Raw genomic sequence first — 26,784 nt, 5'->3', positions numbered from 1 at the left:
TTTAAAAACTAACGGCTTTGATGTACTCCACCGATTCTTCGCGGCAGAGGTTAAAAAGTTCTTTCAGGCGAACACCGCCCGAATGAACGACCGATGAACCCTGGTCATGGTGGTCAACCAGGTCGGCATGGGAATGTACCGGCTCAATATGCTCTACAAAGGTCAATTCATGCTGGCCGTTTGTGGTAATACCGCGTTTGCCGCGGAAGAAATCCCAGGTTAACAGAGCCGCGTAGTAAATGCTATAGATACCAAGCAGCCATAGGGTAAATTTTATCCAGGTCATAATTCTGTGTTTTGTAAATATTGTTTAATGATGGTTTTGAGTTCCGGGTTGGTCTCAAAAAGGTATTTAACCGCAAAGGCAACGAATTTGGTCATGTCAACGCCCGTCGCCATTTTGAATTTAGCCAGCAGATCAACCATCTGCGCATCAAAGCGAACATGCACAACGTTTTTATGATCACTGTTATCATAAGCGAACAATGACCGTAGTACTGTATCATGTACCAGTATTGAATTTGTTGTCTTTTTGCCTTCAGCCGCAATTCGGGGTTGCGGCGCTAGCGTTACGTTTTGTTCATTGATTTTTTCCGATGCACAACGTTGGCATCGACGGTCGCAAAGGATGAGCACGGTGTAGTAGGCTGCATAAGTGCAAAGCAGGCCGAGAACAAATTTAATGCGGTTCATAAGCTTGAGTTTTGAATGAATTTTTTGATGATGGTTTTGAGTTCGGGGTGTTCCTTAATAAAATGCTTGACCGAAAAAGCGACAAACTTGGTCGCGTCTATGCCTGTAACGATCTTAAACTGGTTCAGGAAATCAACTGTCTGTTTGTCAAACCGGAAATGCACCATAGTTTTATGGTCGCCGTTTTCATATTCGGCCAGGGCCCGCAAGATGGGCGGATCATTTGTAGTACCCTCCTTGTCCCTGGGTTTTTTAACGAGGGCCGCTTCCTGCCCGCCCGCAGGCTTCACTTCCGGCTTTGCCATTTTTTCGCGGAGTTGGTCTGCTAAAGATTTCATTTTTTCCATAAGCGGTCGGCAAATATTTGGTCAAAAACCGGGGTAATGATGCCATAAAGTGATACGGGCGTCTGAAACGTAGTGATCCGCTGAAAGTCAATCCGGTCAGGTATCGCGGCGGTGATCCTGCCAAATTTGGATAGCTGTTCATTCACCTCGGTCATGATCTCAAATTTGACATTGGCTTTAATGCGGTTCGGGATAAATATCACATCTATTTTGGGATTTACCTTTTTTAAGACCACCGTAAACAATACGGTAGATTCAAAAGTAAATTCATCATAAGAGAAGGGGCAAATCACCAGGTCTGCAGCTTCAAAAACGGGTATCAGCCCGTCATCATCCAGCTTGCCCGGCAGATCGATCAGCACTACATCCTTATTGTTTTTGGTGAGCACCGGGATCAACATGGGGAAACTTTCCAAGTTGGCCGGTAACACATCATAAGGCTCTTCATTTTCCAGCACTTTTGCCTTTTCGAATTTCTGGGATATGGATTGCTGGTAATCCATATCCAAAATGGTGACCGGCCAGTCTTTATCCAGGCTCAGGTAGTTCCCTGACAGGACGGTGAGCGTACTTTTTCCAACGCCCCCTTTTTGGTTGCCAAATAAACAGATCATAAATTTCCTGAGTTATCCCTTATCGGGTATTTGTTCTTGCTTTCTTTTGACGGCGGCGCTTCATCCCAAGCACTTGTTGGTCATCAACGTCATCAGCGATCATTACCGGCCTGATATGTACCGGTTCGGGGGTATATTCTGAATAATAGGTGATCGAATCCTCGTCTAAATAATCATGAAGATCCGTAACGGGCCTGATTGAATTTTCATAGTTAAAATTCTCATCTGCCAGGTTTTGCAGTTTTAAGATCTCACTGCCTTTAAAAACCTGTTTGGTAGCGTGGTCAATTACCGTGTAGCCATAGGGCTTTTTTCCATTGGCCGAGTGAAATACCAGATCAACATTAAACTTCCTTTGCAGGCGTTTCACAAAATCCTGATCTGATTTGCAGTCCAGAAAAATGGATCTGAGCTCGGCTATTCTTGCCTTATCCGGCACATAACTGTTTAATTTTTTTTGCAGCCTTTGCTCATTACAATAGTCCCTACCGAGGTAGCCCTGTTTTTCAAGGATGAGATAAAACTGGGCCTTCGTGCTGAAGTTGTATTGCATGGCAAACGTATAGCCCAGCACCTTATCAATATTTCTAACTGCCCGTACCTGTTCAAAATCACGGTCGATCTGCCTACCGTCTTTACCGACCCTGGTACTTACGATATGTACATGGTTATTATCAGTATCCTTATGAAATACAATGAGGAAAGGTTGGTGTCCATAGCCCATTTCCTTTAGCCACATGACAGCCGCTTTGGTTAATTCCTGCTTGTTATAGTTTTTGCCACGGGCGGATAGTATTGCATGAAACTGGGTGTTTTTGATCACCTTATTCTGGGCCGAAACCATCATCAGGTAATTGATCAGGTCCTGGGGGCGTGGATTGGATAAGGCGTGCATCGCGCCGAAGTTGGCGATCAGCATCAGCTCGCCCGTATTTCGGTCCACCTTATCGGTATTATACCTAACACCGGCAAAAGTCCGGCAGGCTTTTTCAATGATGTGGGCGATCATGAGGCAAGGATTAAAAAAGGATACCAGGAGAACCCTCTACCAACTGATCACCTGATCCCATGATCTGGCTATCTAATGAGCAACCAATCTAAGGAGTTTATGAGCAATTGATCTTTGAGGCTACCTATCTGCCAATCGGATGATCCGGTGAGCAACTTATCTACCGATCTCGCGATCAGATAATCTGCCTATCTGCAAATCAACCTATCCGTTAATCAACCGATCTTTGAATCCTCCGATCTGCAAATCAAATAATCAACCGATCTTTAAATCTTTTTAGTTAACGATCTTTGTGGCTTAATTTCCCATCGCCCGGATGATCTTTCGCAGGGCCGCTTCCAATTGTTTTTGCACCAAAATACATTCCTTAAACAGCAAGTTGAACTCGCTTGCCACCGATGGATCTAACCGGCCCTTTAACCGAAGGGTATTGGCATACTTGGCCAACTGGTTGATATTATTTCCAACCCGTCCCATTTCCGCGCCGGCTGAATCCAGGTAACGGATCAATTCTTTGGAATTGACTACGGTTTTCTTCATGTCGGTCAAAACCCGCATCCTGATCAGCTCGGTTTTGGTTTTACCGAGTTCCTGTTCCAGTTCGGTGATCTCCTTATATTCCTCATCGGTGAACCGGACATTAACCCACCTGGTCCGTTTACCCTCTTTTAACTGAGGCCTGCCTGTTAGTTTTTTTGGATCACCCATGAAAAAATGAGTTGCGAATTTTTTAACTCCCCCCTGGAAGGGCAAGTGACTTTTTGTGTAACAAAAAGACATCTTGCCGTTGCAAAAGCAACGGAAAAACCCATAAGCTGATTGGCGTTTTCAACCATTAAATAAGAAGTTAGGAACGGGTTCGGCTGCTATCCGTTCACGCGAGATTTTGACGAAATCGATTGGCGCTACCTTCTGATGATAGGCTCCGTCGTTTTTCTCGATTCCGATAAAATTGAGGCCCTCCCTTATGGCTGCGATCAGAAAGGAGCCGCAGCCGCTGGCATTGTCCAGCACCACTGCGCCAGGCGCGGAAAATGTCCGAATCAGGTATCGACCCAACTCCACCGGTTTTTGCGTCGGGTGATAAGGCCTGGTGGCTTCGTGCTCGCAAGTCTTGCAATAAAACCAATCGTCGGGCTCTTCCTCGTCAAAAAACAAAATATCATAAGGATAACGTGCACCACTGCTAATGGCCTGTGACGGCCCGTATTTCCCGTAACAACCCGTGGTTTGCTCCTTTCTCCAACCCTTGTTATAGGCTTGTCCCGGTATCATCTGCGGGTTGTAAACCGGCTGCCGGTTATAAAATATGCAGATGTCCTCGTGCCGCCTGAGCGGTTGCTTTTTCGCATTCAGGAAATTTGTGGACTTCGATTTGATCCACACGATCTTGTATTTGAACCAGGTAGGATTACTTAAAATAACTTCGCCGGTAAAAATACCCGCTGAAGTCAGTGCGATAACGCCGTTGGGTTTAATGATCCTTTGGTAACAATTCCAGAGCTGTGTAAAGTCAATCGGAATATCCCAGGGATTGATGGTCGTGCCGTAAGGCAGGTCGCATAAAACCAGATCGATACATTGGTCAGGGAAATCTTGCATCACAACCAGGCAGTCACCCTCAGTCACTTTATTGAGGTATGGAATCAGTGAGGCGTTCATGAATTACCTCGAAAAAGGCACTCGTACGCCGGAAAAGAAATCAGTATTCTTCTTTTCGCTGACCACAACCGATTTCAATTGTGATTTGATTTTATCATTGTAGTCGTTAAATCCTTCATATGCCTTGGAGCGGTCGGTTGCATACGGCAGGACATTTATAAAATCCCTGGTGGCGTTTTTACCGCCTTTATCCCTGTCAAAGTAGATATCCAAGCTGGAAAAAGCTTTGGCTTTCTTAATGCCTTGCTGTAACAGTGTTAGGGTGTTTAGAACGATGATACTGTGATCCGCCTCTGGGTTTTCGATGCGCCAGCTCAGGAAGTTCATAAAACCCTCGAATAGCGCCGCCTTTTTAGGATGTCCTGGAACAAAGGTGATCCCTTTATGGCCCATAGCGCCCTTAAAATATTTATTCCTTACTTCCCAGGTATTATTTTCGTTGAGCCAGCCTGCTGCGAAATAATGTTTGCGGGTTTCGTTTTCATCCTCGATATAATAGTAAACTTCACTGAGGTAGAATTTGGCGACGTCAAAGACGCCGCGGCTCTTTAGGTAATCCGTTATGGCGGGGTGAACGCCGAGTGGCTTGACACGCTCTACTACATATTGGACTTTCACCGGCTTTCGTGGCCTTAGCTGCCTCGTTTCTGTGGGCTCAATCGAACAGACTTCCTGGATCTTTTTGACCACATCGCTAAAGCCCAGGTTTTTCCAATAGGCCAAACCGAAATCAATGATGTTACCGCCTTTGCCGGAACCGTGATCAAACCATACACCCAGTTCGTCATTGACACTGAACGATGGGTTGGTGTCGTCTTTCCGCAGCATACTGACATACATTTTTTCGCGCCCTCGTTTGGGAACCGGCTGGTAGCCCAAACGGCTTAATAGATCCACCAGCGAACCCTGTTCTTTGAGCTCACTGGCCGTTAATAAATTTGCCATAAAATATTTAATTGAATTAATAATTAGCGTGGAATTAATACTGTGATGGTCATTGCGGCCTGTTCTGGCGATGATAAACCAGTCAAACTTTAAGTGGACCGGCAGCGGGTAACGATCCCGTTGAATTCACTTCTGCCGGTATTTTTTCGGGACTACTCACGTCGGTTTCTACAAACCGGGCTCTACGCCTGCCAATGTGCTTTCAGTTATTCACCTTCACAAAATTTCCAGCTTCTGGGCCGGATAATGTTTTGTCCCCGCATGTCAAAGATCGATTGGACCAGTTTGCCTGCTCCAAATGATTTGATAATCATGGAGGCAAAGCAAGCGGATATCGATATGCAGAAACAGGGAAAGGGGGTGAAAGAAACATTTCACCCCCGGTTGCTTAAAACAGAAAAACCCGCTTTAAATTAATTAAAGCGGGTTTTAGAAAGTGATTTTGTTTATTAATAAAGTAAATTATCCTTTAATTTTTTAAATGATATTAAAAATCGGGCAATGAAAAAAATGCATAACACCCGGTGGACGTAGGTATTGCAGAATAAAGCCAGCCCTGGTAAATTTTTCCGATTAAACAGGATTATCGTTTTCGGGCAGTCTTGAGAAGTTTGTTGGATAAATATGATGTGAAATTATCGCGATAACTTTCCCCGACAGTAAACGACAAATTGTTGTCCATGCGGATCGTGTTACCCTCAATATAATTGATACAATCCGTTGAAATGATGAATGCCCTATGAAATTGTTTAAATTCATTTCGGGAGCCCAGCAATTCCAAGATATCTTTTATGGTTAAATAGGCCGTAAGAATTTTATTACTTGCTAAGTGTATTTTGACATAGTTATGGAAACTTTCGAAAGCAATAACTTCTTTATAACATACTTTAACGATACGCAGATCTTCTTCCTTGTTCTTCACCATGAAATAGTCGTCGTCTGATGATGCTTCAGTTATTTTAGTTTTTGGTTCAATTGGAAACAGCCTGGCGATAGTGGTTGAAAACTTTCCAAAAGTGAAAGGCTTCAACAAATAAGCATCTCCTTCGACCTCATAGGCATCGAATGCATATTTAGAATGCGAAGTGGTAAATATTAGTTTTTGCGTCTTAGATCTTAGTGCCTTAGCGAGGTCTATGCCGGAAAGAAAAGGCATATCTATATCCATGAAGATCAAATCTATTTTGTCATCATTGGAAACATTTTCTAAAGCATGGAGCGGATTATTATAAATGGCAATGACGTTTAGTTTCGGTAATAGCTCGATGTATTTCAGAATCGAATCAACAGAAAATTGTTCATCATCAATAATAATGCAGTTCAACATATGATTTTAAGTTATGCCGATCAGAAAGTTCGCCCGTTGAGAAGGGCCGATACTTGTCTTAAGACAAAGTAAGTAATATTTTGTGTAATACGTAACTGTGCCTGAGTCGAACCATATCTGTCAGATTAGTACGGCCCTACTAATTTTTAAATTATAATGAACATGGTTTAAGATATATGAAAACAACTTTTTCACCAATTTAGCCGTATTAAGTTCATAACTGGGCTTTGTTATCCCAAAAGGCCTGTTTTCTACATAGAAAGGAGAGTTTTCTTATTTAGAAGCTCCTTTCTTAAAAATAATTAGAAAATTATTACTGCCGCTGCCTTCGCCAGGTTAATACCCCTAATAATTTATTTCTTTGATAGTCAATATTGATTTTGCTTTACAAACAGCTTTATCACAATGTGTTACATTAAAATCCATGGGCTGGGTGAACTAATTTTTTATTATGAATATAAATACATGTATAATTATAGATGACGAGGCCTATGCAATTGAAGGACTCAAAGCCTATATCAATTCAATTCCGAATTTGTCGGTATTAAAAACCTATACAGACCCATTAGAGGCATTGATCGACTTGGTTAATTCGGATATGGTAGATCTTATTTTACTCGACATCGATATGCCGAAAATAACTGGCATTGAACTGTCAAAGGAAATCAGGCAAAAAACGCGCAAGCTGGTATTTACCACTTCTTATACACAATATGGTTATTTGGCATTTGAAGCAGAAGCGGATGCCTATCTTCTAAAACCATATACGCTCACAAAATTTGCCTCCACCATCTCAAAATTATTCCCGCCAAATGAAAAACCCATAGTAGTGGAGAAAGTAATCGATAATTACTTCTTTGTAAAAAATAAAGATGAGCACTTAAAGATCGTAAAAATCAAATATGACGATGTGATCGCGGTGGAAAGCAAACAAAATTATGTGATGATCCATACTGTTTCTAAAAAAGTCCTCACCTACATGTCACTTACCGAGATCTCCAAAATTTTTACGCGGTTTAATAATTTCGAACAGTTTCAACGGAGTTTTATCATTAGTAAGGAGCATATCGATAACATTGATGGAAATACAATTAATATGGTAAATGGAATTCAGATCACAGTTGGAGAATATTACAGAAAGGATTTTACAACATTTTTGTCAGAAAAGCTAATAAAGGCAAGGCGCAAAGAATGACACCCTGCCTCTTAGTAACTGATCATTTTTGTTTGTTGGAATGGTGTAGACCGGAAACAGTCATTGTCATTACCGTAGTTGTTGGGTCAGTACCAGTTGTGGTCGTTTCGCCGTTTAAAGGTTTCAGCGACTTATAAACAAATAGTGTACTGTCGCTAATTTTAAAAAGTTTGTGTTTCATAAGTTTTATTTTTTATGAAACTTAGGGTGAATTGGTGGCCGGTTAAAAACCATTATACGCAATGGTATTTTTCCTATTTAGAAAGGGTTTTTTAGATGATAGAAATTATTAAAAATTGGATCAACAAGTATAGACTACATCTTCTTGTGTGGGTAATATTCATCCTTTATGAATCTTTTTCGATAGGACTTGTTTTTCATGTTTTCGGTAATCCAATAACTTATATCGTTCATTACATTATCATCATAGTTCTATTCTATCTTCATGCTCATGTGGCTTTACCATGGATATTGAAAAATAAAAAGCATATTTTTTGGAGGCTCCCTACGGTTTTGTTTTCGGAAATTGGTGCATTTCTATTACTATCCTTCTATGCGGATCAATTGCTGATACTGAAACATATTCTACCTAACCCTCAACCATTAACCTTAAACTACGAATACAATTTGAGGACTCTTTTCAGGGAGTTATATATTATCGGATATGCGACTGGCTATTATTATCTGATTACTTACACCATCGAGAAGAGAAAAACAAATGAACTTGAAAAACAACGGTTAAATGATATCATTTACCGGCAGAAATCAGAACAGGAATTGACCAAAGCACAAAATGCATTCTTAAAAGCCCAAATCAACCCCCATTTCCTATTTAACACTTTAGATTTCGTTTACCATAGTATTGTTGAACTATCACCTCCAGCTGCCGATGCTATTATTACTTTGGCTGAAATGATGCGCTACGCAATTGATTCTGATAAAATGGGTGAATTTATTCCTTTAAGTGATGAGATAGACCAGGTGGAAAACCTGGTATACTTAAACCAAATCAGGAAAAATCATAAATTACTTTTTGAACTGCAATACCAGGAAGAAGTCCGCCGATTTTATTTAATCCCTTTGGTCTTACTGACAATGGTAGAAAATATTTTTAAGCATGGTAATCTCACCGAAAAAAACCATGGCGCCATTGTCAAAATTTATAACCAGGATGGGATGCTATTTATTGAAACTGATAATTTGATAAACAATCAAATAAGGCCCGCTGGAAACCATAAAGGAATAAGTAATACGGAGCAAAGGTTAAAGTACGCTTACGGGGAAGACATTGTTTTTAGTTATAAAGCAACCGAGTCAAATCATTTTATCGTTCGGCTGGGAATTCCTGCAGATTTGCTAATGCCGCCTGTTTCGCCTTTAAAAGCTTTACCAGGTATTGATAAATAATCGCCTCATGACTTCTTTGATGGGAATCAAAAAGCCGGTTAATATGCATATGGAGCAGGTCCGCGATAATTTTCATCCTTTGGTGCTCGGAATCACAATCATTCAATATATTCAGTAAAACCTTTGTGTAAGACGACGATAGATCCGGAAGTAATTTGCCACCTGTACCACTAAGTGTCAGCTTATGGTACTGAAAAGATTGATTGATTTTCTTTAAACTTCGATGGTCCAAACTAAACTCATTTTTGAAAGTATCTGCCATGTTTGTTGCAAAATCAATCTCCACATCTATGCTATTGAAGCACAACTTAAATAAACTTTGAAAAAGGTTTAAGGCTGTACAGTATAATTGGATAGTGGGATGTCTATTTGCCAATAACAATTTAACATTTAAACTATCTAAAAAGAAGAACTCTTCAACAAATTCTATTCTGCCTGCACCATATCTTTCAATTTCGCGGTAGTAGGTTTTTATTTGAATATCCGAAATCAGACCGGTGTGAAAATCATTTTCCAAAAATGATTTCAGGTTTTTGACAATCTGATAACCAAACGAGCTGTCGACTATTTGAAGCCGTAAACGAATGTGAGGTTTAGGATCATCATATCGTATAAAAAACCATTTACTAATTTGCTCCTGTGACTCCTTTATAAATTCATTAATTTGGTTTAGCAAAATTTCGTTACTCCGGGAAGGGTGGCAGTAAATTTCAAAATATAGCCAATCACCCCCTGGTAAAATATTGCTTGGCGACATACTGTTTTTTTCATTTATCAAATAATTGCCTTTGTAAACCCTTTCGCTATGGCCATAGTTCAAGATATATTCAGCGATGTAGGGCTTACCCGTTATATCTGAGACTTCTGATTTCTCTGGAAGCAACGCTTCGGAAATATAAATATCACCGGATTGGTTTTGCCGGAAATAAGATAACAAGGCAATTAGGTCTGAATCTTCGTTGGGATTGAAACATAATTTCTGGTCGGATATTCCGGATCTTATACAAAAATTAATGGCTTTGTTTTGAAACCAGGCTTTTAGCTGCAAGATGGAATTTTTCGTATCGTCACAATTCGAAAGCTTCTTTATGTTTTCAGGTATCAGCCACATTGCCGGCGAAACAATGATGTCCTTATAGGTAACGCGTGGATAACGTACCAGGTTTGGGAAGAAGTGCTGAAAATTAAAACTGAGGTCAGATTTAATACCTTGATGTTGCAGATCACAAAGGAAGCGATAGACCGATAAATCCGACCGGCCATAGTTGTATGCTGAGGGAATCCGGGGAATCAATCGCTTATCGTATTTTTTTGACCAAAGGATAATTTCGAAATTTCGTATGGCTACCAATATATCATCTAAACAAAGCGTGGCTTGATGGGATGACCAAGTTAGGATCGGAAGTTCATAAGGGTATAACTGCTTCCGGCGATTTACATTGTCTACTTCCTTTTCCGCCTGGTAGGCAATATCAAAAAATATCAAATCAGGGTTTGCATCACTTTCTGAAGCAGAGATATGCTGTCCTGATAGCGTAAGTTCGTGGCTTGCCATCGTAAAACGGCCAATTAACGCATTTGCAGTGCAGCCGCCAATGCTTTCAATGACAGGCTGTTCATTATACAGGCGCAACATCACACTAAGGCTATTAGGTAGCGACAAGGGATCAATGTCCTTTTGATTCGTAAAATTATCGAGCTTGATTTCAGTCCCGGTGAGCATAGCATTCAATAGGAAATTGTGCAATTTGGTATAGCTAACCGTGTCATTTGACTCAGGCAAGCGTTTGGTTTTATTGATTTCCTCGATTAAATCCAAGTCTTCTACGGGATGAGCAAGATTTTTATATCCAACTCCTAATTCCGGGTCCATCGCAATAAGAAGCGGTATAGCAGATTGTTCAAATTTCTTTAAAAATGCATGTTTGAAATCGCTCAGTGCCCCGTTTTCTGCCGGTGGTAAATTAGCCTGCAAAAATTTGACCAAATTGGGGACATTCCTAACGCGGTTTAAATCAAATCCACCTGATTCGACTTTTCGCTCAGCAATTGTATAATTTATATGCGTAGTTTCCTTTTTAACACTAAGTCTTTTAAAGTAATCTTCACCAGTGATATTCGGGAGTCTGTCACATAAAATCAACTGAAGGGTGAGCATCTGTTCCAATAATATGTCAACATCTTTAATATTGAGTTCATGCCCCGACTGCATTACCCTATATAAATCACGCTTCTGTATCCTTTCAATACAATGTTCCAGGATAGTATCAAGTTCCGGGAATGTCGTAACTGAGCCTATTTCAAAACAGTCATTTTTAAACCGTATAAATCTAAGTTCACTGCGAACGCGATAGATGGATGAATTTATTTGAAACCATTCTGCATATTTAAGAACCTTTCGGAAATCATTAAGTTGACCATCCTTTGCGCCCCAATCTATTAAATCAAGTGTATTAAGTTTGTGTTTCAAAACTAGGCTGGGGCATTCACCATTTTTCAAATGGACAGCTGAAAATGCTGCAAAACGGCCAAATGGTGTAGCACGGAATCGGGCCCTATTAAAATACTTCCAAATGGAATAATTGATCTTTTTACCGGCTGATTTTAATTGAGGATAATCAAGATCTTTAATAATCTCAAATAGTGGAGGTGATGAATCGCGGATCATAGTTTTAAGCTCGTCCCATTTTTCTTCTAGGTCGTCTTCAACACTAAACACCGGTGTCCGGCAAAGTAATATGTCAAACGCCATTAACTCCATCGTAAATTTATTATCAGAACCGCATTGTAGCGGGTGCTATATTTCACCAATTATTTCTTCAAAAGAATGGTTATTCTATGGTGAAATCCGTCATATCTTATAGATGGGCATATTTTCGGGATAGAATAGTAAAAATTCGGGCGATATAGTCCTTACCATTTGGTAACCTGCATTTAAACAATAGTTAATTTTGTTTTGGTTTTATTTTATCAAAAATTTATCCCTTGTCAAATGACAGCACAAGCTATTATTAATCATAAAAAGGGAAAATTCAGATTTGAATAAATTTTGCAGTTCACTAATACATTTACCTATGATAAAGGCTGAAGCGGTTGATAAGACGACGGTGATAAACATTTTGAGTTATTCATTTAAAGATAATCAGAGCGTTAAATATGTGGTCCGAAATGACATAAATAGTTTTGAAAGGATAAAAGCATTGATGGATTATTCTTTCGAAATGTGCTCCATGTTCGGAGAGGTTTGGATGACAGATGATAAAAAGGGATGCGCTTTGATTTTGTATCCACAAAACAAAAAGACAACTGCCAGATCTCTTTGGCTGAATATCCGGCTGATTTTTCAGGCAATAAGCATATTCGGAGTTAGTAAAACATTAAAGAGAGAAGCGAAAATCCAACAAATTCAGCCCAATGAAAAGATGGCCTACCTTTGGTTTATTGGAGTTGACCCAACATTTCAGAAAAAAGGTGTTGGTAGTAAGCTGTTAATGCAAATTATTTCACGTTTCAGCGAAATGAATTTGCCACTTTACCTTGAAACATCCACCCAGAAAAACATTCCCTGGTACCAATCATTTGGCTTTGAAATTTATAACCAAATGACCTTAGGTTATTCGCTGTCCTTTTTAAAACGACGACCAGACCACTAATTCAGAATTATGCTGGTTTTCGGAACTCAAATTCATATTGTGACGGCCATTTTCATTGGGCTGGAAATACTTATGTTCCTTTTCCAGTTGGCGAGCTATTTGTATTGGCCAAGAGATAGTAATAGGGGCTGGTATTTATTGCTTTTACTTTTAATGTTATTGTATAACATTACCGGCGGACTTTTTCCTGATCCGAAAATAAAGATCCCGCTCAATGTTCAGGTAATGATCGCTTATGGTACGGGGTTTCTTATGGCATCATATTTCCCCTTCTATTTTTATAAAGGCTTTGACTTAAAGGCGCTCCGTTGGCATGCCTTATTTGGGGTACCTTTATTTCTAATTCTTCCTTATGTAATATTTTTTGTCATCGTTTACGCTATCAATGGACAGTTAAATGTTGACATCCGTTTTGGCATGATCGTGCCCTTAATTTATGCAATTGTCCTGCTTTGTGTGATTTTCAAAGCCATTCATCGCAAGTATAGTACTAACCGAAATAAGTTAAATTATCTGGAAGAGATCGCGATGTGTTGTGCTGTTACCCCCTGGGCTGCGTTAGCCTTTTTTGGATTAGTAGAAGAAAGCCAGCTAACGGAAGTACTTTGTACAAATACCGGAATTGTGATAATCACTGTACTTTTTATTGCAAGGTCAGTTCGAATGGCAAGGCAGGATTTTAACAATAAATTACTAACCTCTACAATAGATGGAATGAGCCCAGAAGAGTTTTTAGCAAACTGCATGCATTATGGGGTAACTCGAAGTGAAATACTCGTTATTCAGAAATTATACAAGGGCATGAAGAACAGTGAAATTGCAGAGGCCATGTTTATATCAGAGGAAACAGTTAAAAAGCATATTCAAAACATCTTTAAAAAGACCGCGGTAAAAAACCGGGCGGCATTAATTCATAAACTACAAAATCATCGCAAATAATTAAAAATGGGGTATTGTCATAAAACATACCACTATTTAGTTATGTCAAACCCCCGATTTGAGTATTTATGCTGCATAGTTACCCTCATACCTTTGCCTGCAAAACCGGATGCAATGAAGCGATTCGAAGTAATTGGACTAAATATTATGCAGATACATAGTTTATATGATGTGCTTTTTGCCATGAAGCCATTACCAGAACAAATGAGGAACGAATTAGACCAAAAGGAGTTTATACAGTGTGTTGATCTAAAATTAGAATCCAGTCATTATCTACATCGCCAAATCTTATTAAACGCAGGTCAAATAGCAGAAAATATTTATTTCTTAGAAAGCGGATTTGCAAGGGGTTATTATTATAACCAGGAAAAGGGTAAGGAACAAACTGTATGTCTCTGGGATGCCGCTTCTATCATAACCGAGCCGAACAGTTTTTTTAAAAGGGAAAAATCGGAATTACATATCGAGGTCATGCCGGGAAGTCGATTAAAGTCGATTTCACGCCAAAAACTAACAGAAGTATATGAAGAATTTCCATTTGCAGAGATATTTAATAAATGTCTTATACTCCAATACGTATCCTATCAAACCCAAAGAACAAACGATCTCATAGGACTATCCGGTTGGGAAAGATATCTTGAAATGCTTCGTAGGTATCCTCAAATAGAACAAAAGGTTTCAAAAGAGATTATCGCATCCTACCTGGGTATTACGCCGCAGTCCCTGAGCCGATTACTTAAAGTCAATGGTCACCCGTAATCGAAGAAATTTATCATTTGGTAAATTTTTTTTGACCATTTGTTCAATCTTTTTTGAACAAAAGTTTACGCCTTTCTGGAATATACAGGACTACCTTTATCATACATTTATTTTCTATGAAATGGGAGTCGGGACGATACATCGGATAGCTTTTCTTACTATTTCCTTCCTTACAATTATCGCAAAGTTAGGAATCGGAAACGTTCAAAATAGTTTCTATCAGAAAAACCGATTTGGGGATTGTAAAACAATTTCAATAGTGAATTCCTCTTGTTCCTCGAAACCGGCTTGCCAACCGATTATTCATAATCGGAGATTCGCCGTATTTACGGATGGCTCCAGGCGGATCATTTTACAAGAGTAAGATAGACTGTAGTAGTAGAACTTACTCGGGGCGCTCACCTAAGAGGCAAAAAGAATTTAATGATGGCCCTCTTAGAAGCATTTTGCATGGAAGGTATGATGGCTAACAAAACAAGATTTCAAATTTCAGAACTAACAAAGGAAAGAATAGTGATTGCTATACGTTGGTTATGTATGGCACTATTTATCTATACTGCCTACGCCAAAATAATAGATCATGACCGTTTTTTAAAGGGTCTGACAAGAGTACACCTCATTAGTGGGTTTGCTGTATTTATTTCTTTTGCGGTTCCAATGGTTGAAGTTTTTATCGCTATGCTTTTACTCATCCCAAAAACCGCAAAAATCGGTTTGTATTGTTTTATTACTGTCATGACCGCATTTACTTTTTACATTATCAGTGCTTTGATTTGGGAAAAAAACTTACCATGCCACTGCGGCGGGGCCATTGAAAAACTAAGCTGGTCACAGCATATATGGTTTAATCTCGCATTTATATCAATTGCCATGTTTGCAATCCGGCTTTTTAATTTATTTACGTCTTCTTTAAAAATTTAAAAAATGAAAAATTTTAAACAAATCGCCTTTGGCCTGTTAGTAGGCGCAATGGCACTTGGGTTCAGTGCATTTACATCAGCAAAAAAAGATGTTAACATCGTAACCTATTATAAAACTAATCCATCCACGCCGGCAAGCAATCCTGCCAGTTACCAATTTTATAACGAGGACAGGTGTGAATCTGGAGGCTCACTTTGTACTGCACAATGGGATATTGGCAGTAACCCAACTCCAACCGTTGACGGTACTGCGCTACCATCTTCAGGTGTAACTTTCCAAACTGGTTCACAAACAGACGGCCACTTTGAATAAATTTAAAAAAGAATGTCCTGAACGCTCAGGACATTCTTTTTTAACGTTCATAGAAAACTAAAACGTCGGCTATCTCCGGCCTATTTCTAAGAACTAATCCATATTTTGCTAATTCCAAATTTAATTCTTTCAGATCCGTCATGTTACATTTAAGCTCAAGATCAACATTCTCATGTATTCCGCTTTTATCTATTATGGGCATTTCAGATAATTGAAAATAGTAGCCACTTAATCTGTTAAAAAAAGTGCTAAAAGGCTTGTTAACGATTTTGTAATTATAACGATCGAAGTTCTCTTGGGGACTATGACCTTTTGTTTTCAAAAGGTTATCCGTAATCGTTTTCTCCAACACTAAACATTCTTTTACTTGACGTTTCTCAATTTTAGTGTCAAAACCGTTAGGGATACCAAAGTATCTATCTAAATCGCTCTTTATCAAGTTAAATTTCGTTTTATAATCCCCGAAAGCAATGTCTTTTGGCCATACTATTTCGTAACAGGCACCATTTGCTTCTAAAAATTTTTCGTAAGCACTGCCATATTGATCATTTTTAAGATGTTCAAGTTTTTGCTTGTTCTTTATTTCAAATACTGTTCTTGCTTCAGATTGGATGCCGAGGTTTGTATATCCATAATAGATCATGGAATATAAATGAGCATATATCCTTGATATCGAAGTATTGGTTGAGAAATAATGTAAGCTGTCGTTTGTCGTCCGGCCAATCGGTAAGCCAGGAATAAAGCTGGTGCCAATAGATTGTCCTAAAATCAGATTATCATCTATCTCATGAGGAAGAATGCTATTATCTGTCAGCAATTCGTTGTAATGTAGATTGAAAATTGTTTTCTTTTGATCTATAATAGTCTTTTTGAATTGCTTCTTTGAGGTTACGATGGTTTGCTGATTGCTTAATATTTTTTCTATATTTTGAATTGAAACTTCTTCGGCAGATGTCATTGCAATAATAGTGCCCTCAGAATTTACCCATACATAAAATGGTATTGAATTAAAATTAAACATTTTCTTTAACCTGCTTTCATTGAAGGCCGAAATCAATTTAATATTAGTTGCTTTCAAAAGATGTTTGCTGAATTGGTCAATCTTTTCAAAAGGTTCATCGGAAATGGGCAAAATTTGGACTTTATCGCTAAAAATCCTTTGGATAGAATCCATTTTGGGTATGTAGGCAACACATGGACTACACCAGGTTGCCCAAAAATCCAACATTAATAGCTTACCCTTAAAATCACTAATTTCAGCGTTTGGCGTAGGATAGTTTATTAAGTTAACTTTTATGTTGGGTATCTTATCTCCGATTTTCAAAAAGTTCTGCTGGCCATACACAGTTTTTAACTGTACAAGAATTATAGTGACTGGCAGTATTAAGAATTTTAATTTGAAAGTGTGCATGTCAAAAAATTTAATGGTTAACGGTCGTTTTGTTGTATGCCACTTAATCGTATTTCGGTTTCATCAATAGGAAAAACGTACTTTGGGTCATTAGGAGCAAGCGTATAGGTTTGTCCGTTCAGCGTTCTGACCAGTGTTTGTTTGAAATCATCTTCTGTATTTAATCTTCTCAAATCCGTCCAGCGTAATCCTCTAAAGACTAACTCTTTTCTTCGTTCTGAAATAATTTGGGATAATGCTAATTTGGGGTCTGTTGTAGTGAAGTTTGTATAGGTTCCTGACCATCTTGTTTTAAGCAAGGCGTTATAATCTGATAAAGCAGACGGGATGTTTCCATTTCGCGCGTTGCATTCTGCTCTGATCAAATAAAGTTCGTCAGTTGTTAGTCCTCCAAATAGATTTTTATCGCCGTTATAACTGCCTTTGAATGCAACGCCACCACCTGCTAATGAGAGAAAGTAAGCAGATTTTCGAAGATCGTTCTGACTATATTGGCTATAAAGAGAGGGTTCAACAATCAATTTGGAAGTTGAGAAAATACCGTAGGAAAAGATGCTTTGAAATATCACCTCAGCATTAAACCTTGCAAATGGATTATTACTGTTGACATTTAGCTTTGTATAATCCAACAGATCATGTTGGATTTGTAAAGCGGAATCGGCATACAAACCTGCCTGTCCATACGATTTCATTGACAGATAAGTTCTCGCCAATAAAGCGAATGCAGCTTGTTTCGATGGCCGCGTTTTATATAAAGGCGTAGTATTCAATAGCGACGCTGCACTTTTTAGGTCTGATATGATCTGGTCGTATGTGTTTTGTAAAGTTGATCTTTTCGCAGGCACATTGATGTCATATTCAAGACGTAATGGTATACCCAAATCATTTTGCGCTGATGATGAATTGTATACTTTACAAAATTCTTGCGAAAGATTGAAAAAGTCAAAAGCTCTAAAGAATAGCGCACTGCCCTTTACGTTGTTCCAGGCAACAATATCTGAAGCAGCAGGGTTAACTTTCGATATCCCATCTAACACCACATTGGCATTTAATACTCTTTTATAAGAGCTGACCCAATCTGAACTGGTTTCGCCTTTATAGAAATCGGATGTTTCCTCCCATATGTAGGCTGATTTTTCCTGATTGGTAAACAAAGACTGCCAAGAGGCGAACGTAATGTTAAAATCACCGGCTGAAATTTCGCCTAAACCGCAACCTTGTGAATTATTAAACGTTTGGGTTGTGTTATCTAATAAGGCCTGGAAGTCTTTGATACTTTGAGGTACAACAAGTGACTTATCAGGTTTACCGTTTAACCAATCTTTTTTACAGGATTGAAAGCTTACTGTAACTGTTAAAAATATAACGAGTACTATATATTTTGATGTGTTATACATGATGTTTTTATTAATTATTAAAAGCTTGTTTTTAATCCGAAAGAAAAACTTCTCGGGGAAATAGTTGACTGGCTATCACCAATAGATGGAACAGCGTCAGGATCTAAGTGAGAGTGATTTGCCCGCCAAAGTATTCCTACATTATTTGTATACACATATAGCCTTAATTGCTTAACTGGCAAACCCTTCCAAACAGACTTATCAATATCAAAACTTAGGCTAATATCTTGAAGTCGAATGTGGTCGCCTTTTTCAACCGTAGCTGAAGTTCCGTTGTAAAATTGATCCCTAAAGCCATCCGTTGAATAAGGAGCCATTGACGGTACATTTGTATGATTTTCGTCTCCGGGATTTTGCCACCGCTTGTCATAATCATTGTTCATGTATTGACTGATGCCCAGATTGTACATGTCATAATAATTCACAGAATTTCGACGGAAGTAATAACCAAACTTGTAGGAGATGTTGAACGCGAGGGTAAACCTTTGATAGTTAAAGGAATTGTAAATTCCGCCGAAAACAGTCGGACGGGCTGGCCCTTCATACTGCAATTCTTCTGGTGTAGTACTATTTATAATTGATGAGTAGTCCTTACTAATTACACCGTTAAGATAGCCTCTCGGATCACCGTTAGCAGGGTCAAGTCCCGCAGATTTGTAGCTGTAGATACCATACACCGGTTTACCAACTACAGGATTATAATTATAACTTCCCACATAATTAGTACTAAATCGGTCTATAACCTCATAACGGGTAACCTTATCATGGGTAGCAGAAAATAATATAGTTGTTATCCAATTAAGCTTACCTCTGATGTTTTTTGACGTGAGCGACAGATCAAATCCATGACCTTTCATGTCAGAATAATTACCACGAAGGCTCGTAATTCCTGTATTGGAAGCAAACGGCTTATCTCCTAAAATGTCTGTCCCCTTTTTCCAATAAAATTCCAGTGTGCCGGAAAGTATTTGATTTTTAGTGCCAAAATCTATTCCTAAATTTGTGATGCCGATAGTTTCCCATTTAAGTTCAGGATTTCCAATATTAATTATGCTGGCATAGGTTTGGTTTGTATAGGTAGCACCTAACGCATTGTATTTAAAAGTAGTTACACCTGTAGTACTTCTATCGAGATTTCCGTTAAATCCATAGGATATCCTGGCCTTTAGGTAAGGTAGCCAATCTATGGTATAGAATTTTTCCTTATCAATATTCCATAAGCCGCCAACCGACCAAAGAGGCACATTTTTTTGATTTGTCTTAACTCCAAAATAATTAGACCCGTCTATCCGGCCGCTGCCTGACAATGTGTATTTACCTAAGTAGGTATAAGCCACGTTTGCGAAAGAGGATCGTATTCTATTTAACGTTCCAGCTATCCCCTGACCTGTATTAATAATTCCTGTTCCAGAGGGGTTTAGATTAAAAGTGGTTGTACCATTTACTGGTGAGGACGTGCCTACATCATCGTTATAGCCATAGTAGTAGGCCCCTCTTGAATCCAAAGTGCTTTCTGATAGCTCATAACCAATTATAGCTGATACGGAATGATCTTGCCAGTCTTTTTGATAATCTAATTGGCCCCGTATGTTGTTGGAAATTGTCTTTGCATTTGAAACCGAAAGTATATCACCTAATGGAATATTATACCCGGTTACTTTATTTCCCGAAACTATGGAGTATTGGTTAATCAAGTTTCTTACGTTATAAGATTGCAAACTTTGATCAAACCGATTTTCGTTTTGTGTTTGTTGAAATTGATATTTAACCTCAGCGTTCAAGCCCGGTAAAATGGAATATTTTAAACCACCAAATAACCGCAGATCGTTGACCGAATTTAAGATTGGAGAAAGGCCAAGTTCACTGACAGGTTTAAAAGACCAGTCTAAAAATCCTTTAGAAAGTGCTTGCTGCTTAAATTCCCGAGAAAAGTCACGGTCAATTTCCAGTGGATTTCCATTTTCGTCTGCTAATTTTAAATATGGTAAATAATTGTTCCCATAGATACTGTTTAAGGTATTATCAGAATTAGCCTTTGTTTTAATGTAATAAAGACCCGTCGTTACTTCTAAACCCTTAATTGGTTTAAAAGTGTTTTGGCTGTTTATTGTAATTCTTTCATTGTTGTTTGCAATTTTGTCACTCTGTATGTTATCTAAGCCAGTGGAAAAATAATAAGTCGCTTTCTCCGAGCCACCGCTAAATGAAAGAGCATATTGCTGAACTACGGGTTTACGATAAAAATATTTCAACAAGTCGTTTCGTACATCGTAAGCTTTAAACTGTTCGATTTGTTGATTGGCGGCATCTGCTGTTATCGTGCCCGCCCTTTGCTTATTCAAAAGTTGTATTACCGGCGTTACCGCCGGGTAGTTAACCATATCAGACAAGGCCGAATCATATCTTCCATTCTTAAATAAAAATTGTTCGATTCCAATATAGTCTGACGATGACAAGAAGTTAGGATTATAAGATAAATTCGGTTTTTCTGAGATGGTGATATTGCTATTAAAAGAAATGTGCAAAGCTTCCCTATTTGTTCCCTTTTTAGTGGTAATTACAATAACGCCATTTCCTGCCCTTACACCCCAGATCGAAGCTGCCGCCGCATCTTTCAAAATAGTGACATTAGCAACATCATTTGGGTTTATGGATGAAATATCGCCGTTATATGGAAAGTTATCGATGACAATCAATGGCTGATCATTGGCGAAAATGGTGCTTCTTCCCCTAATAGATAAATCCTGATTGCCTGCATTAGAAGAGATAGTGTTTTTATTAAAGACCAACCCGCTTGTGATACCCTCAAGTTTACTTATTATATCAGGGGCAACTCGGGCATCGAACATTTGCTTATTTGGTTGGGCAAATGATCCAGTTGCCCTTTCTCTTGGAATGTTTTGGTAGCCTGTGGATAGAATGCTTACCTCTTGTAATTGGTTACTGGCTGATTGAAGAATCACAGTTATAAATTCATCATTTATAACAACGATCTCCTTTGTTACATATCCTATAAATGAGATTTGCAATATAGTGCTGTCAGAGACATCACTTATTTCAAAATCTCCATTACTATTTGTGGAAGTAGAATTAGAGCCACCTTTAATTTTGACTGTTGCCCCTGGCAGGGGGAGGCCATTAAGGTTAATAACCTTTCCTTTTATTGGAAACCTTTGTTTTAGGGTTTGTTCCTGCGAGGGAGGCCGAGAACTTAAATTATCGAACTTTACAACAATTTGGCCCCCTATTATTTCATAGGTAAGCGTCAGAGGCGATAATAATTCACTAAGCACTTTACTGACCGGCTGTTCTTTCACGTGGATAGATACTGGCTTGTTCAAGATGCCTTTGGCGTTGCTGTATATAATACCTACTTGAGCCAGTTTGGAAATTTGGTCAAGAGTTTCTTTTAATGTTTTCCTTTCAATATCTATCGAAATGCGCTTATCTAAACTTTGTGAGCGCGCTATTTCGGTTGCCAGGGCGCAGTTTAAAAAGCAGGTAATGGTAACGGTTAATACAAATGATTTGTACCTGAATTTGGAGCGTAAATTTTTGAGCATAGTGTTTAATTAATAGAGTTAAGTGAGAATGTGATACGAAATTCTAATTGGCGGATTAGCGGCGAAGATTTGTCGAATGAGCCACAAAAAGGGCAATACCATTCCTGTAAAGCAATTTTTCATTTTTTTGCAATTAAGATTATTCGTTAAAATTTGGTTAGGCGACTACCGGAAACAGCAGTCCATATTCTCCTTCGTTATACTACTTATCATTACATCCCCCCTCTAAAAAATACCCTTTTTCTGTTTCCCGGACGGTAGCGCCAATAGCCGCCGCCAATTGACTAAGCACAATACCTATCGGCTTCTTTGTGTCAAATTCGCCGTAGCATAGGCAGGCTGCCGACTTATTTTCCAATTCAATGGATTGATTATAATAGCGCTTCAAGTCCGAGACGACTTCCGGTACAGGGGTTCCCTCGTAACTCAAAATACCGTCCTTCTTTTTTATTACAGCGTCAACCGTTGTTATTAATTTGTCGGCTAATGTTGATTGCGCGTTGTTAAAGATGGCTTGTTGTTTCGGCTTTAAAATGACCTCCGAAAGCTTTTCTTTTTTGTCCGACATCATGGAAACCTTAACAATGCCTGTAACTACGGTAACATTGTAAATATTCTGTTTGCTGTAGGAATTGACATTGAAAGAAGTGCCGACCACCTCTGTCTGCATCCGGCCACTATGAATGATAAACGGATGTTTCTTATCCTTGGCAACCTCAAAAAAAGCTTCGCCTTCCAGTTTTACCTCACGTAAATTACCTATTAACTGATCTTGGTATTCAAGCGAACTGGAAGGACTAAGCCATACTTTAGTTCCGTCATACAATTGAAGTAGTTTGCGTTCGCCAGGCTTGGTAGATGCAAACTTCATTGATTGCCGTTTATCGTTATTCCCGATTTGTCTACTTACAAGTAAAAACACAGAGGTGATGAGAACAAGCCAAAGGGCTGCAATTTTCATCCAATTTTGTAAGACAAATTTTCTCTTTGAGTTATGCTTTAACTCCTGGTTATTTCGGTCAGCGATTTCCTTAATTATTATAGATTTCACCTTCTTAACGGCGGCGTCCGCTTTTTGCTCATTGCCCTCACCATTACTAAGAAATCCCAGTTCTGCCTTTATAAGCGACCTCAGCACATATTCACTTTCCGCATCATCAAAATATAATAAGAGCTGCCTGATCTCGTCAGGAGAACATTTATCTTCAAGGTATTTTACGAAGAGATTGTAGAGTGGGAGGTGTTTATCCAATGCCGTATTTTATCACAACATGCAGTGATGGAATATTTACTCTGCTCAGATTTTGATTTTTAATTAAATAAAAGTCATTGTAGGTTTTTCGTTGGACTTGGGATATTCAACAACCTATTTTTTATGTAACATTAATTGTCCAATTAAAAAAAGGACAGCTGAATTTTTATTTAATAAGAAGTACTGTTTTACTGTTTTATTTGCTTTTACGATATGATCGCTAATCGTTGAGGTTGATATTCCTAACTGGTTACTCACTTCTTCATAGCTTTTACCTTCTAATTTACAAAGGGTGTAAATATGTTTCCTTTGGGCGGGAAGTGTACCTATTGCTATTTGCAGCAGGTCAATATTTTCATCTGATATGATTGAATCTTCGTTTTTGGTATCATAATCGACATATGATATAATTAATTTCTCAATCAGCCGGTTATCCTTTGCAGTTTTACGGAAATACATAAAAACCATGTTTCCCGCGACTTTGTAAAGAAAAGATTGAAATGAACCTTCAAGCTTTATGTTACTCCTGATTTCCCAAATCTTTAAAAATAGATCTTGCAATAATTCCTGAGCGATTTCCTCGTCCTTAACTAATCGTAGGATGTTTCTGTAAATTGGTTTACTAAATTGATCGTATAGGATTGTAAAGGCATGCTCACTCCCTTGTTGGAGTTGCTGAAGCAGAAGTTTTAAATTTTCATTATCTGAAATCATTGCTTGGCCTTCCGAATTGAAGATAGAAGAGCCAATTCAAGAAGATGGCTGAGGCTATGAGGCCGGAGCAGTGGTTCTTATTGAAATTGCCCGCACACCCGTGTGGTACGGGGGCTGGTACAAGTACCAACCAGGACGCAATCAATAAGCTGCCCCGGCCTCATAGCATAAGCTACAGGAACCGGGTGCTCACTTATTCCTCGCGTCCTTTCAATTACCACATTGTGCGGACGAGGCTCTTAGCGAACACCTTTATATCAAGATTGATATTAAGTGTTGCAAAATTAATTTTATATCATCAATTATCTACTTTTAAATTAATTTAACAAATTACAAATATAAAACAATTAGTTATTTTGCCAAATTTATTAGTTGATTTAACAGATAAGTTAGGCATAAACACTAATTTATAAGAAAATATGAATTTCAGGTCTGTCTTACATTTGTTTTCACAAGGTAATACATGGCCAAAGCAGTTCAATTAAATAGGATTAAAAGCGCGTTAGCAGAAAAAGGCGTTAAGGGTTTTTTGTTGGCTATTTACATGGGCGTTCACGAAACTACTGTATCCGACTGGTGCACAAATAAAAGTCAGCCAAGCCCTAAAGATTTTATAAAAATCGCCAACTTTTTGAATTTGAACGTTAGGGAGCTTATTCAAAAAATAGAGCCGGTGCCTAATATGAAAGCTGAATTAATGATTGCTGAAGTTGAAAAATTTGAGCAAGAAGGTAATTTAATTCATGTTAACGCGGAGACTAAAACTAAAAAGAAGAAGAAAATAATAAATCCAGAACTTGCTAAACGATTGAAAATCATAATCGGAGATTAATTGCAAGTACTTTTCCAGCCACCTTTACTCGTTTCCAAAAGATTAAGTGTTTAAATGGAATGGAAATATTTTTCATAGATTCCAGAAATGGAATATTTATTTCCGCAGAATTCATTTAATTGGCATGCTTGTCATTAAATATACCCCTATTTAGCTATCTATTATCCCCGAACTAAGTATTTCATCAACCTTAGCCTGCCAATAGTTTTGTATGGTTTTTATCAACTATTCAATTATTGGGAGACATCGATGAATATTATTGTAATGCAGCTGATCGCATTCGTGCGTAATTCTTTAAACCCACAAAAATTTATAGGTCAAAAATTATCGCCAGAAGACTTCTATAAATGGAGAAATTATATTGTAAAAGAAGCAGATTCTTTGAAAATACTTATATCAGTTACTTCATTAAGTGATTATGAGATCGAAAAATTAATTACGCAAATAGTTGATCTCAGCAACACTATTAATTCCTATATTTTTAGACAATTTAAGTTAATCAGATCTCATGCCCAGGCCAAAAATATCAATGAGTACTATAACTTCACTCTTCATCAACTTGATAGCATAATACTTACCTTCCATGTTCAATTCCCCGGCCCGTCTGGAAAAGTAAAAATCTCTGATTCAAACCTCTACGTAATATTAAATGGTCTTAAAAAAGACTTTTATAAACTGTCCCAGAATCTACAGTTTTCAACGGTTGAAAAGGAATTAATAAATATTGTTCAAATGGGGTTATTAAAACTAATGCATAAAAAAAGGATAACTCGAAATGACAGCAATTATATTTCTGAAATTATTTCAACTCTGTTGCGAAATGAAAATTTAGATAACACCAAGCTTGCAGAATTATTGATAATCCATGATTTTAACACTTCTGAATTTTACAGTTATTGCATAAAAAAATGGAAAATCAATTTGGAAGATATTCCTGGTTTGCACGAACAACAGGAAATGCTTCTTTTAGAAAAAGACAGGATTTTTGAACTTGAAAATACCTCTCGCTTGTCAATGCCGAACAATAAAAAGAGACTATTTTTCGAATTAAATAATTTCCTTGATGAAAAATCGACTACTGTAAAAAGGATGGTTAAACTGCGCAGAAGGTTTATACGGGATAATCAAAAATCAAAAGGTGGTTCACGGTTTCTTATTAATTTACCCGTTCCACAGTTTGGACTTTTTCTACGGATGCAAATTGAAAAGGGATTATTGGCCAAAGAGAATTTAGGAGATCTGTTTAAGTTTTTTGCTACTCATTTCTATACGCCAAATGCAGAATATATTTCAGCAGATAGTTTACAGAAAAAATCAACTGATGTAGAATTCGCGACTGCTCAAAAATTGAAGGGTCAGTTAATCGGTATGCTCAACTGGCTGAATACCAACTTTAATCTTTCAAATTATAACTAACCGATTAACCACCCTTAAACCCAATAACTGCTACCCTTCATTAATTATTATTAGTGGAATTCCAATTGAATGTATGTGCTGAAAAAAAAATCGCATATTCGCTTTTTAACAAATGAAAATCATCGTTTAAAAATTCAATGAGTAAGTGGCCTCAGAAAAAATCCATTACAAAAATTAATGGCTTTTTTTATCATTCATGTTTAACTAATAGTTACAATTTTGGTTCGATTTTTAGCCGGTCGCGTCAAAGAGATTTTCGGCCATTTATGCCCTCATAGGTACTAAATACCCTCTGCGATTATGGCGCGCGCTTTTACGATCCTGTAATTGCCAGATGGACGAGTGTAGATCCGTTGGCGGAGAAAGGCAGAAGATGGTCGCCGTATAATTATGGATTCGACAATCCGATTTCCAAC

General features: G+C 38.2%; 25 protein-coding genes and 1 pseudogene. 10 read left to right on the top strand and 16 right to left on the bottom strand.

The window, feature by feature from the left end; all coding sequences use genetic code 11:
- Position 1: 1 nt before the first annotated feature.
- From E2R66_RS13200 to E2R66_RS13160, 9 genes are all read right to left on the bottom strand, one after another.
- Positions 2–286, bottom strand: coding sequence for a hypothetical protein (locus tag E2R66_RS13200; protein ID WP_133231632.1), 285 nt, complete (start codon positions 284–286; stop codon positions 2–4).
- Positions 283–693, bottom strand: a complete 411-nt coding sequence (locus tag E2R66_RS13195) for a hypothetical protein (protein ID WP_133231634.1) — start codon at positions 691–693, stop codon at positions 283–285. Before E2R66_RS13195 ends, E2R66_RS13200 begins: the two co-directional genes overlap by 4 nt.
- Positions 690–1,040, bottom strand: a complete 351-nt coding sequence (locus tag E2R66_RS13190; RefSeq protein WP_133231636.1) for a hypothetical protein — start codon at positions 1,038–1,040, stop codon at positions 690–692. Before E2R66_RS13190 ends, E2R66_RS13195 begins: the two co-directional genes overlap by 4 nt.
- The gene (locus E2R66_RS13185; protein WP_133231638.1) at positions 1,028–1,654 is read right to left on the bottom strand and encodes a ParA family protein; all 627 of its coding nucleotides are present in this window, start codon (positions 1,652–1,654) and stop codon (positions 1,028–1,030) included. Before E2R66_RS13185 ends, E2R66_RS13190 begins: the two co-directional genes overlap by 13 nt.
- A gap of 19 nt (positions 1,655–1,673) precedes the next feature.
- Complete coding sequence (locus tag E2R66_RS13180) at positions 1,674–2,663, bottom strand: relaxase/mobilization nuclease domain-containing protein (RefSeq protein WP_133231640.1); 990 nt, start codon at positions 2,661–2,663, stop codon at positions 1,674–1,676.
- 297 nt (positions 2,664–2,960) lie between these two features.
- Positions 2,961–3,371, bottom strand: a complete 411-nt coding sequence (locus E2R66_RS13175) for a plasmid mobilization protein (protein WP_133231642.1) — start codon at positions 3,369–3,371, stop codon at positions 2,961–2,963.
- A 120-nt stretch (positions 3,372–3,491) separates the two neighbouring features.
- Entirely contained in the window at positions 3,492–4,325 is an 834-nt protein-coding gene (locus E2R66_RS13170) for a DNA-methyltransferase (protein ID WP_133231644.1), read from the bottom strand.
- Between the two features lie 3 nt (positions 4,326–4,328).
- Complete coding sequence (locus E2R66_RS13165; protein ID WP_133231646.1) at positions 4,329–5,270, bottom strand: toprim domain-containing protein; 942 nt, start codon at positions 5,268–5,270, stop codon at positions 4,329–4,331.
- Positions 5,271–5,853: 583 nt separating this feature from the next.
- A complete protein-coding gene (locus E2R66_RS13160) occupies positions 5,854–6,597 on the bottom strand; it encodes a LytR/AlgR family response regulator transcription factor (RefSeq protein WP_133231648.1) in 744 nt (247 codons plus the stop codon).
- Positions 6,598–7,048: 451 nt separating this feature from the next.
- On the opposite strand from E2R66_RS13160, the gene E2R66_RS13155 reads away from it, so the two are divergent.
- Positions 7,049–7,792: a LytR/AlgR family response regulator transcription factor gene (locus tag E2R66_RS13155; RefSeq protein ID WP_133231650.1), complete on the top strand. Its 744-nt coding sequence runs from the start codon at positions 7,049–7,051 to the stop codon at positions 7,790–7,792.
- A 22-nt stretch (positions 7,793–7,814) separates the two neighbouring features.
- Here E2R66_RS13155 and E2R66_RS28355 read toward each other — a convergent pair whose 3' ends face one another.
- Positions 7,815–7,973, bottom strand: a complete 159-nt coding sequence (locus E2R66_RS28355) for a hypothetical protein (RefSeq protein WP_158288411.1) — start codon at positions 7,971–7,973, stop codon at positions 7,815–7,817.
- Positions 7,974–8,263: 290 nt separating this feature from the next.
- Between E2R66_RS28355 and E2R66_RS13150 the strand changes: the two genes are divergently transcribed.
- Complete coding sequence (locus E2R66_RS13150) at positions 8,264–9,199, top strand: sensor histidine kinase (RefSeq protein ID WP_158288410.1); 936 nt, start codon at positions 8,264–8,266, stop codon at positions 9,197–9,199.
- Here E2R66_RS13150 and E2R66_RS13145 read toward each other — a convergent pair.
- Entirely contained in the window at positions 9,117–11,951 is a 2,835-nt protein-coding gene (locus E2R66_RS13145; protein WP_158288409.1) for a lantibiotic dehydratase, read from the bottom strand. The two genes, E2R66_RS13150 and E2R66_RS13145, sit on opposite strands and share 83 nt — an antisense overlap.
- Before the next feature lie 322 nt (positions 11,952–12,273).
- Between E2R66_RS13145 and E2R66_RS13140 the strand changes: the two genes are divergently transcribed.
- From E2R66_RS13140 to E2R66_RS13120, 5 genes are all read left to right on the top strand, one after another.
- Positions 12,274–12,852, top strand: a complete 579-nt coding sequence (locus E2R66_RS13140) for a GNAT family N-acetyltransferase (RefSeq protein WP_133231656.1) — start codon at positions 12,274–12,276, stop codon at positions 12,850–12,852.
- Between the two features lie 9 nt (positions 12,853–12,861).
- Positions 12,862–13,791 (top strand): helix-turn-helix domain-containing protein, encoded by a 930-nt coding sequence (locus tag E2R66_RS13135; RefSeq protein WP_133231658.1) that lies wholly within the window; start codon positions 12,862–12,864, stop codon positions 13,789–13,791.
- A gap of 114 nt (positions 13,792–13,905) precedes the next feature.
- Positions 13,906–14,550 (top strand): Crp/Fnr family transcriptional regulator, encoded by a 645-nt coding sequence (locus E2R66_RS13130; protein ID WP_158288408.1) that lies wholly within the window; start codon positions 13,906–13,908, stop codon positions 14,548–14,550.
- 423 nt (positions 14,551–14,973) lie between these two features.
- Complete coding sequence (locus E2R66_RS13125; protein WP_133231662.1) at positions 14,974–15,471, top strand: MauE/DoxX family redox-associated membrane protein; 498 nt, start codon at positions 14,974–14,976, stop codon at positions 15,469–15,471.
- A gap of 3 nt (positions 15,472–15,474) precedes the next feature.
- Positions 15,475–15,783, top strand: a complete 309-nt coding sequence (locus E2R66_RS13120; protein WP_133231664.1) for a hypothetical protein — start codon at positions 15,475–15,477, stop codon at positions 15,781–15,783.
- A 40-nt stretch (positions 15,784–15,823) separates the two neighbouring features.
- Here E2R66_RS13120 and E2R66_RS13115 read toward each other — a convergent pair whose 3' ends face one another.
- The 5 genes from E2R66_RS13115 to E2R66_RS13095 all read right to left on the bottom strand — a co-directional run bounded on the left by E2R66_RS13115 (position 15,824) and on the right by E2R66_RS13095 (position 24,120).
- A complete protein-coding gene (locus E2R66_RS13115) occupies positions 15,824–17,194 on the bottom strand; it encodes a TlpA family protein disulfide reductase (protein ID WP_133231666.1) in 1,371 nt (456 codons plus the stop codon).
- Positions 17,195–17,211: 17 nt separating this feature from the next.
- The gene (locus E2R66_RS13110; RefSeq protein WP_133231668.1) at positions 17,212–18,591 is read right to left on the bottom strand and encodes a RagB/SusD family nutrient uptake outer membrane protein; all 1,380 of its coding nucleotides are present in this window, start codon (positions 18,589–18,591) and stop codon (positions 17,212–17,214) included.
- Positions 18,592–18,608: 17 nt separating this feature from the next.
- Positions 18,609–22,154 (bottom strand): SusC/RagA family TonB-linked outer membrane protein, encoded by a 3,546-nt coding sequence (locus E2R66_RS13105; protein WP_133231670.1) that lies wholly within the window; start codon positions 22,152–22,154, stop codon positions 18,609–18,611.
- A gap of 202 nt (positions 22,155–22,356) precedes the next feature.
- Positions 22,357–23,406, bottom strand: a complete 1,050-nt coding sequence (locus tag E2R66_RS13100) for a FecR family protein (protein WP_133231672.1) — start codon at positions 23,404–23,406, stop codon at positions 22,357–22,359.
- 114 nt (positions 23,407–23,520) lie between these two features.
- Positions 23,521–24,120 (bottom strand): RNA polymerase sigma factor, encoded by a 600-nt coding sequence (locus tag E2R66_RS13095; protein WP_133231674.1) that lies wholly within the window; start codon positions 24,118–24,120, stop codon positions 23,521–23,523.
- A gap of 463 nt (positions 24,121–24,583) precedes the next feature.
- On the opposite strand from E2R66_RS13095, the gene E2R66_RS13090 reads away from it, so the two are divergent.
- The 3 genes and pseudogenes from E2R66_RS13090 to E2R66_RS13080 all read left to right on the top strand — a co-directional run.
- Positions 24,584–24,952, top strand: coding sequence for a helix-turn-helix domain-containing protein (locus E2R66_RS13090; RefSeq protein ID WP_133231676.1), 369 nt, complete (start codon positions 24,584–24,586; stop codon positions 24,950–24,952).
- A gap of 249 nt (positions 24,953–25,201) precedes the next feature.
- Complete coding sequence (locus E2R66_RS13085; protein WP_134737929.1) at positions 25,202–26,368, top strand: hypothetical protein; 1,167 nt, start codon at positions 25,202–25,204, stop codon at positions 26,366–26,368.
- 296 nt (positions 26,369–26,664) lie between these two features.
- Positions 26,665–26,784, top strand: a pseudogene (locus tag E2R66_RS13080) (RHS repeat-associated core domain-containing protein); the annotation flags it as partial.

The organism is Mucilaginibacter psychrotolerans, assembly GCF_004519315.1.
In the GTDB taxonomy this organism is placed as follows: Bacteria; Bacteroidota; Bacteroidia; order Sphingobacteriales; family Sphingobacteriaceae; genus Mucilaginibacter; species Mucilaginibacter psychrotolerans.
Note: the sequence above shows the minus strand (reverse complement) of the source record. Positions and strands in the feature narration are given on the sequence as shown.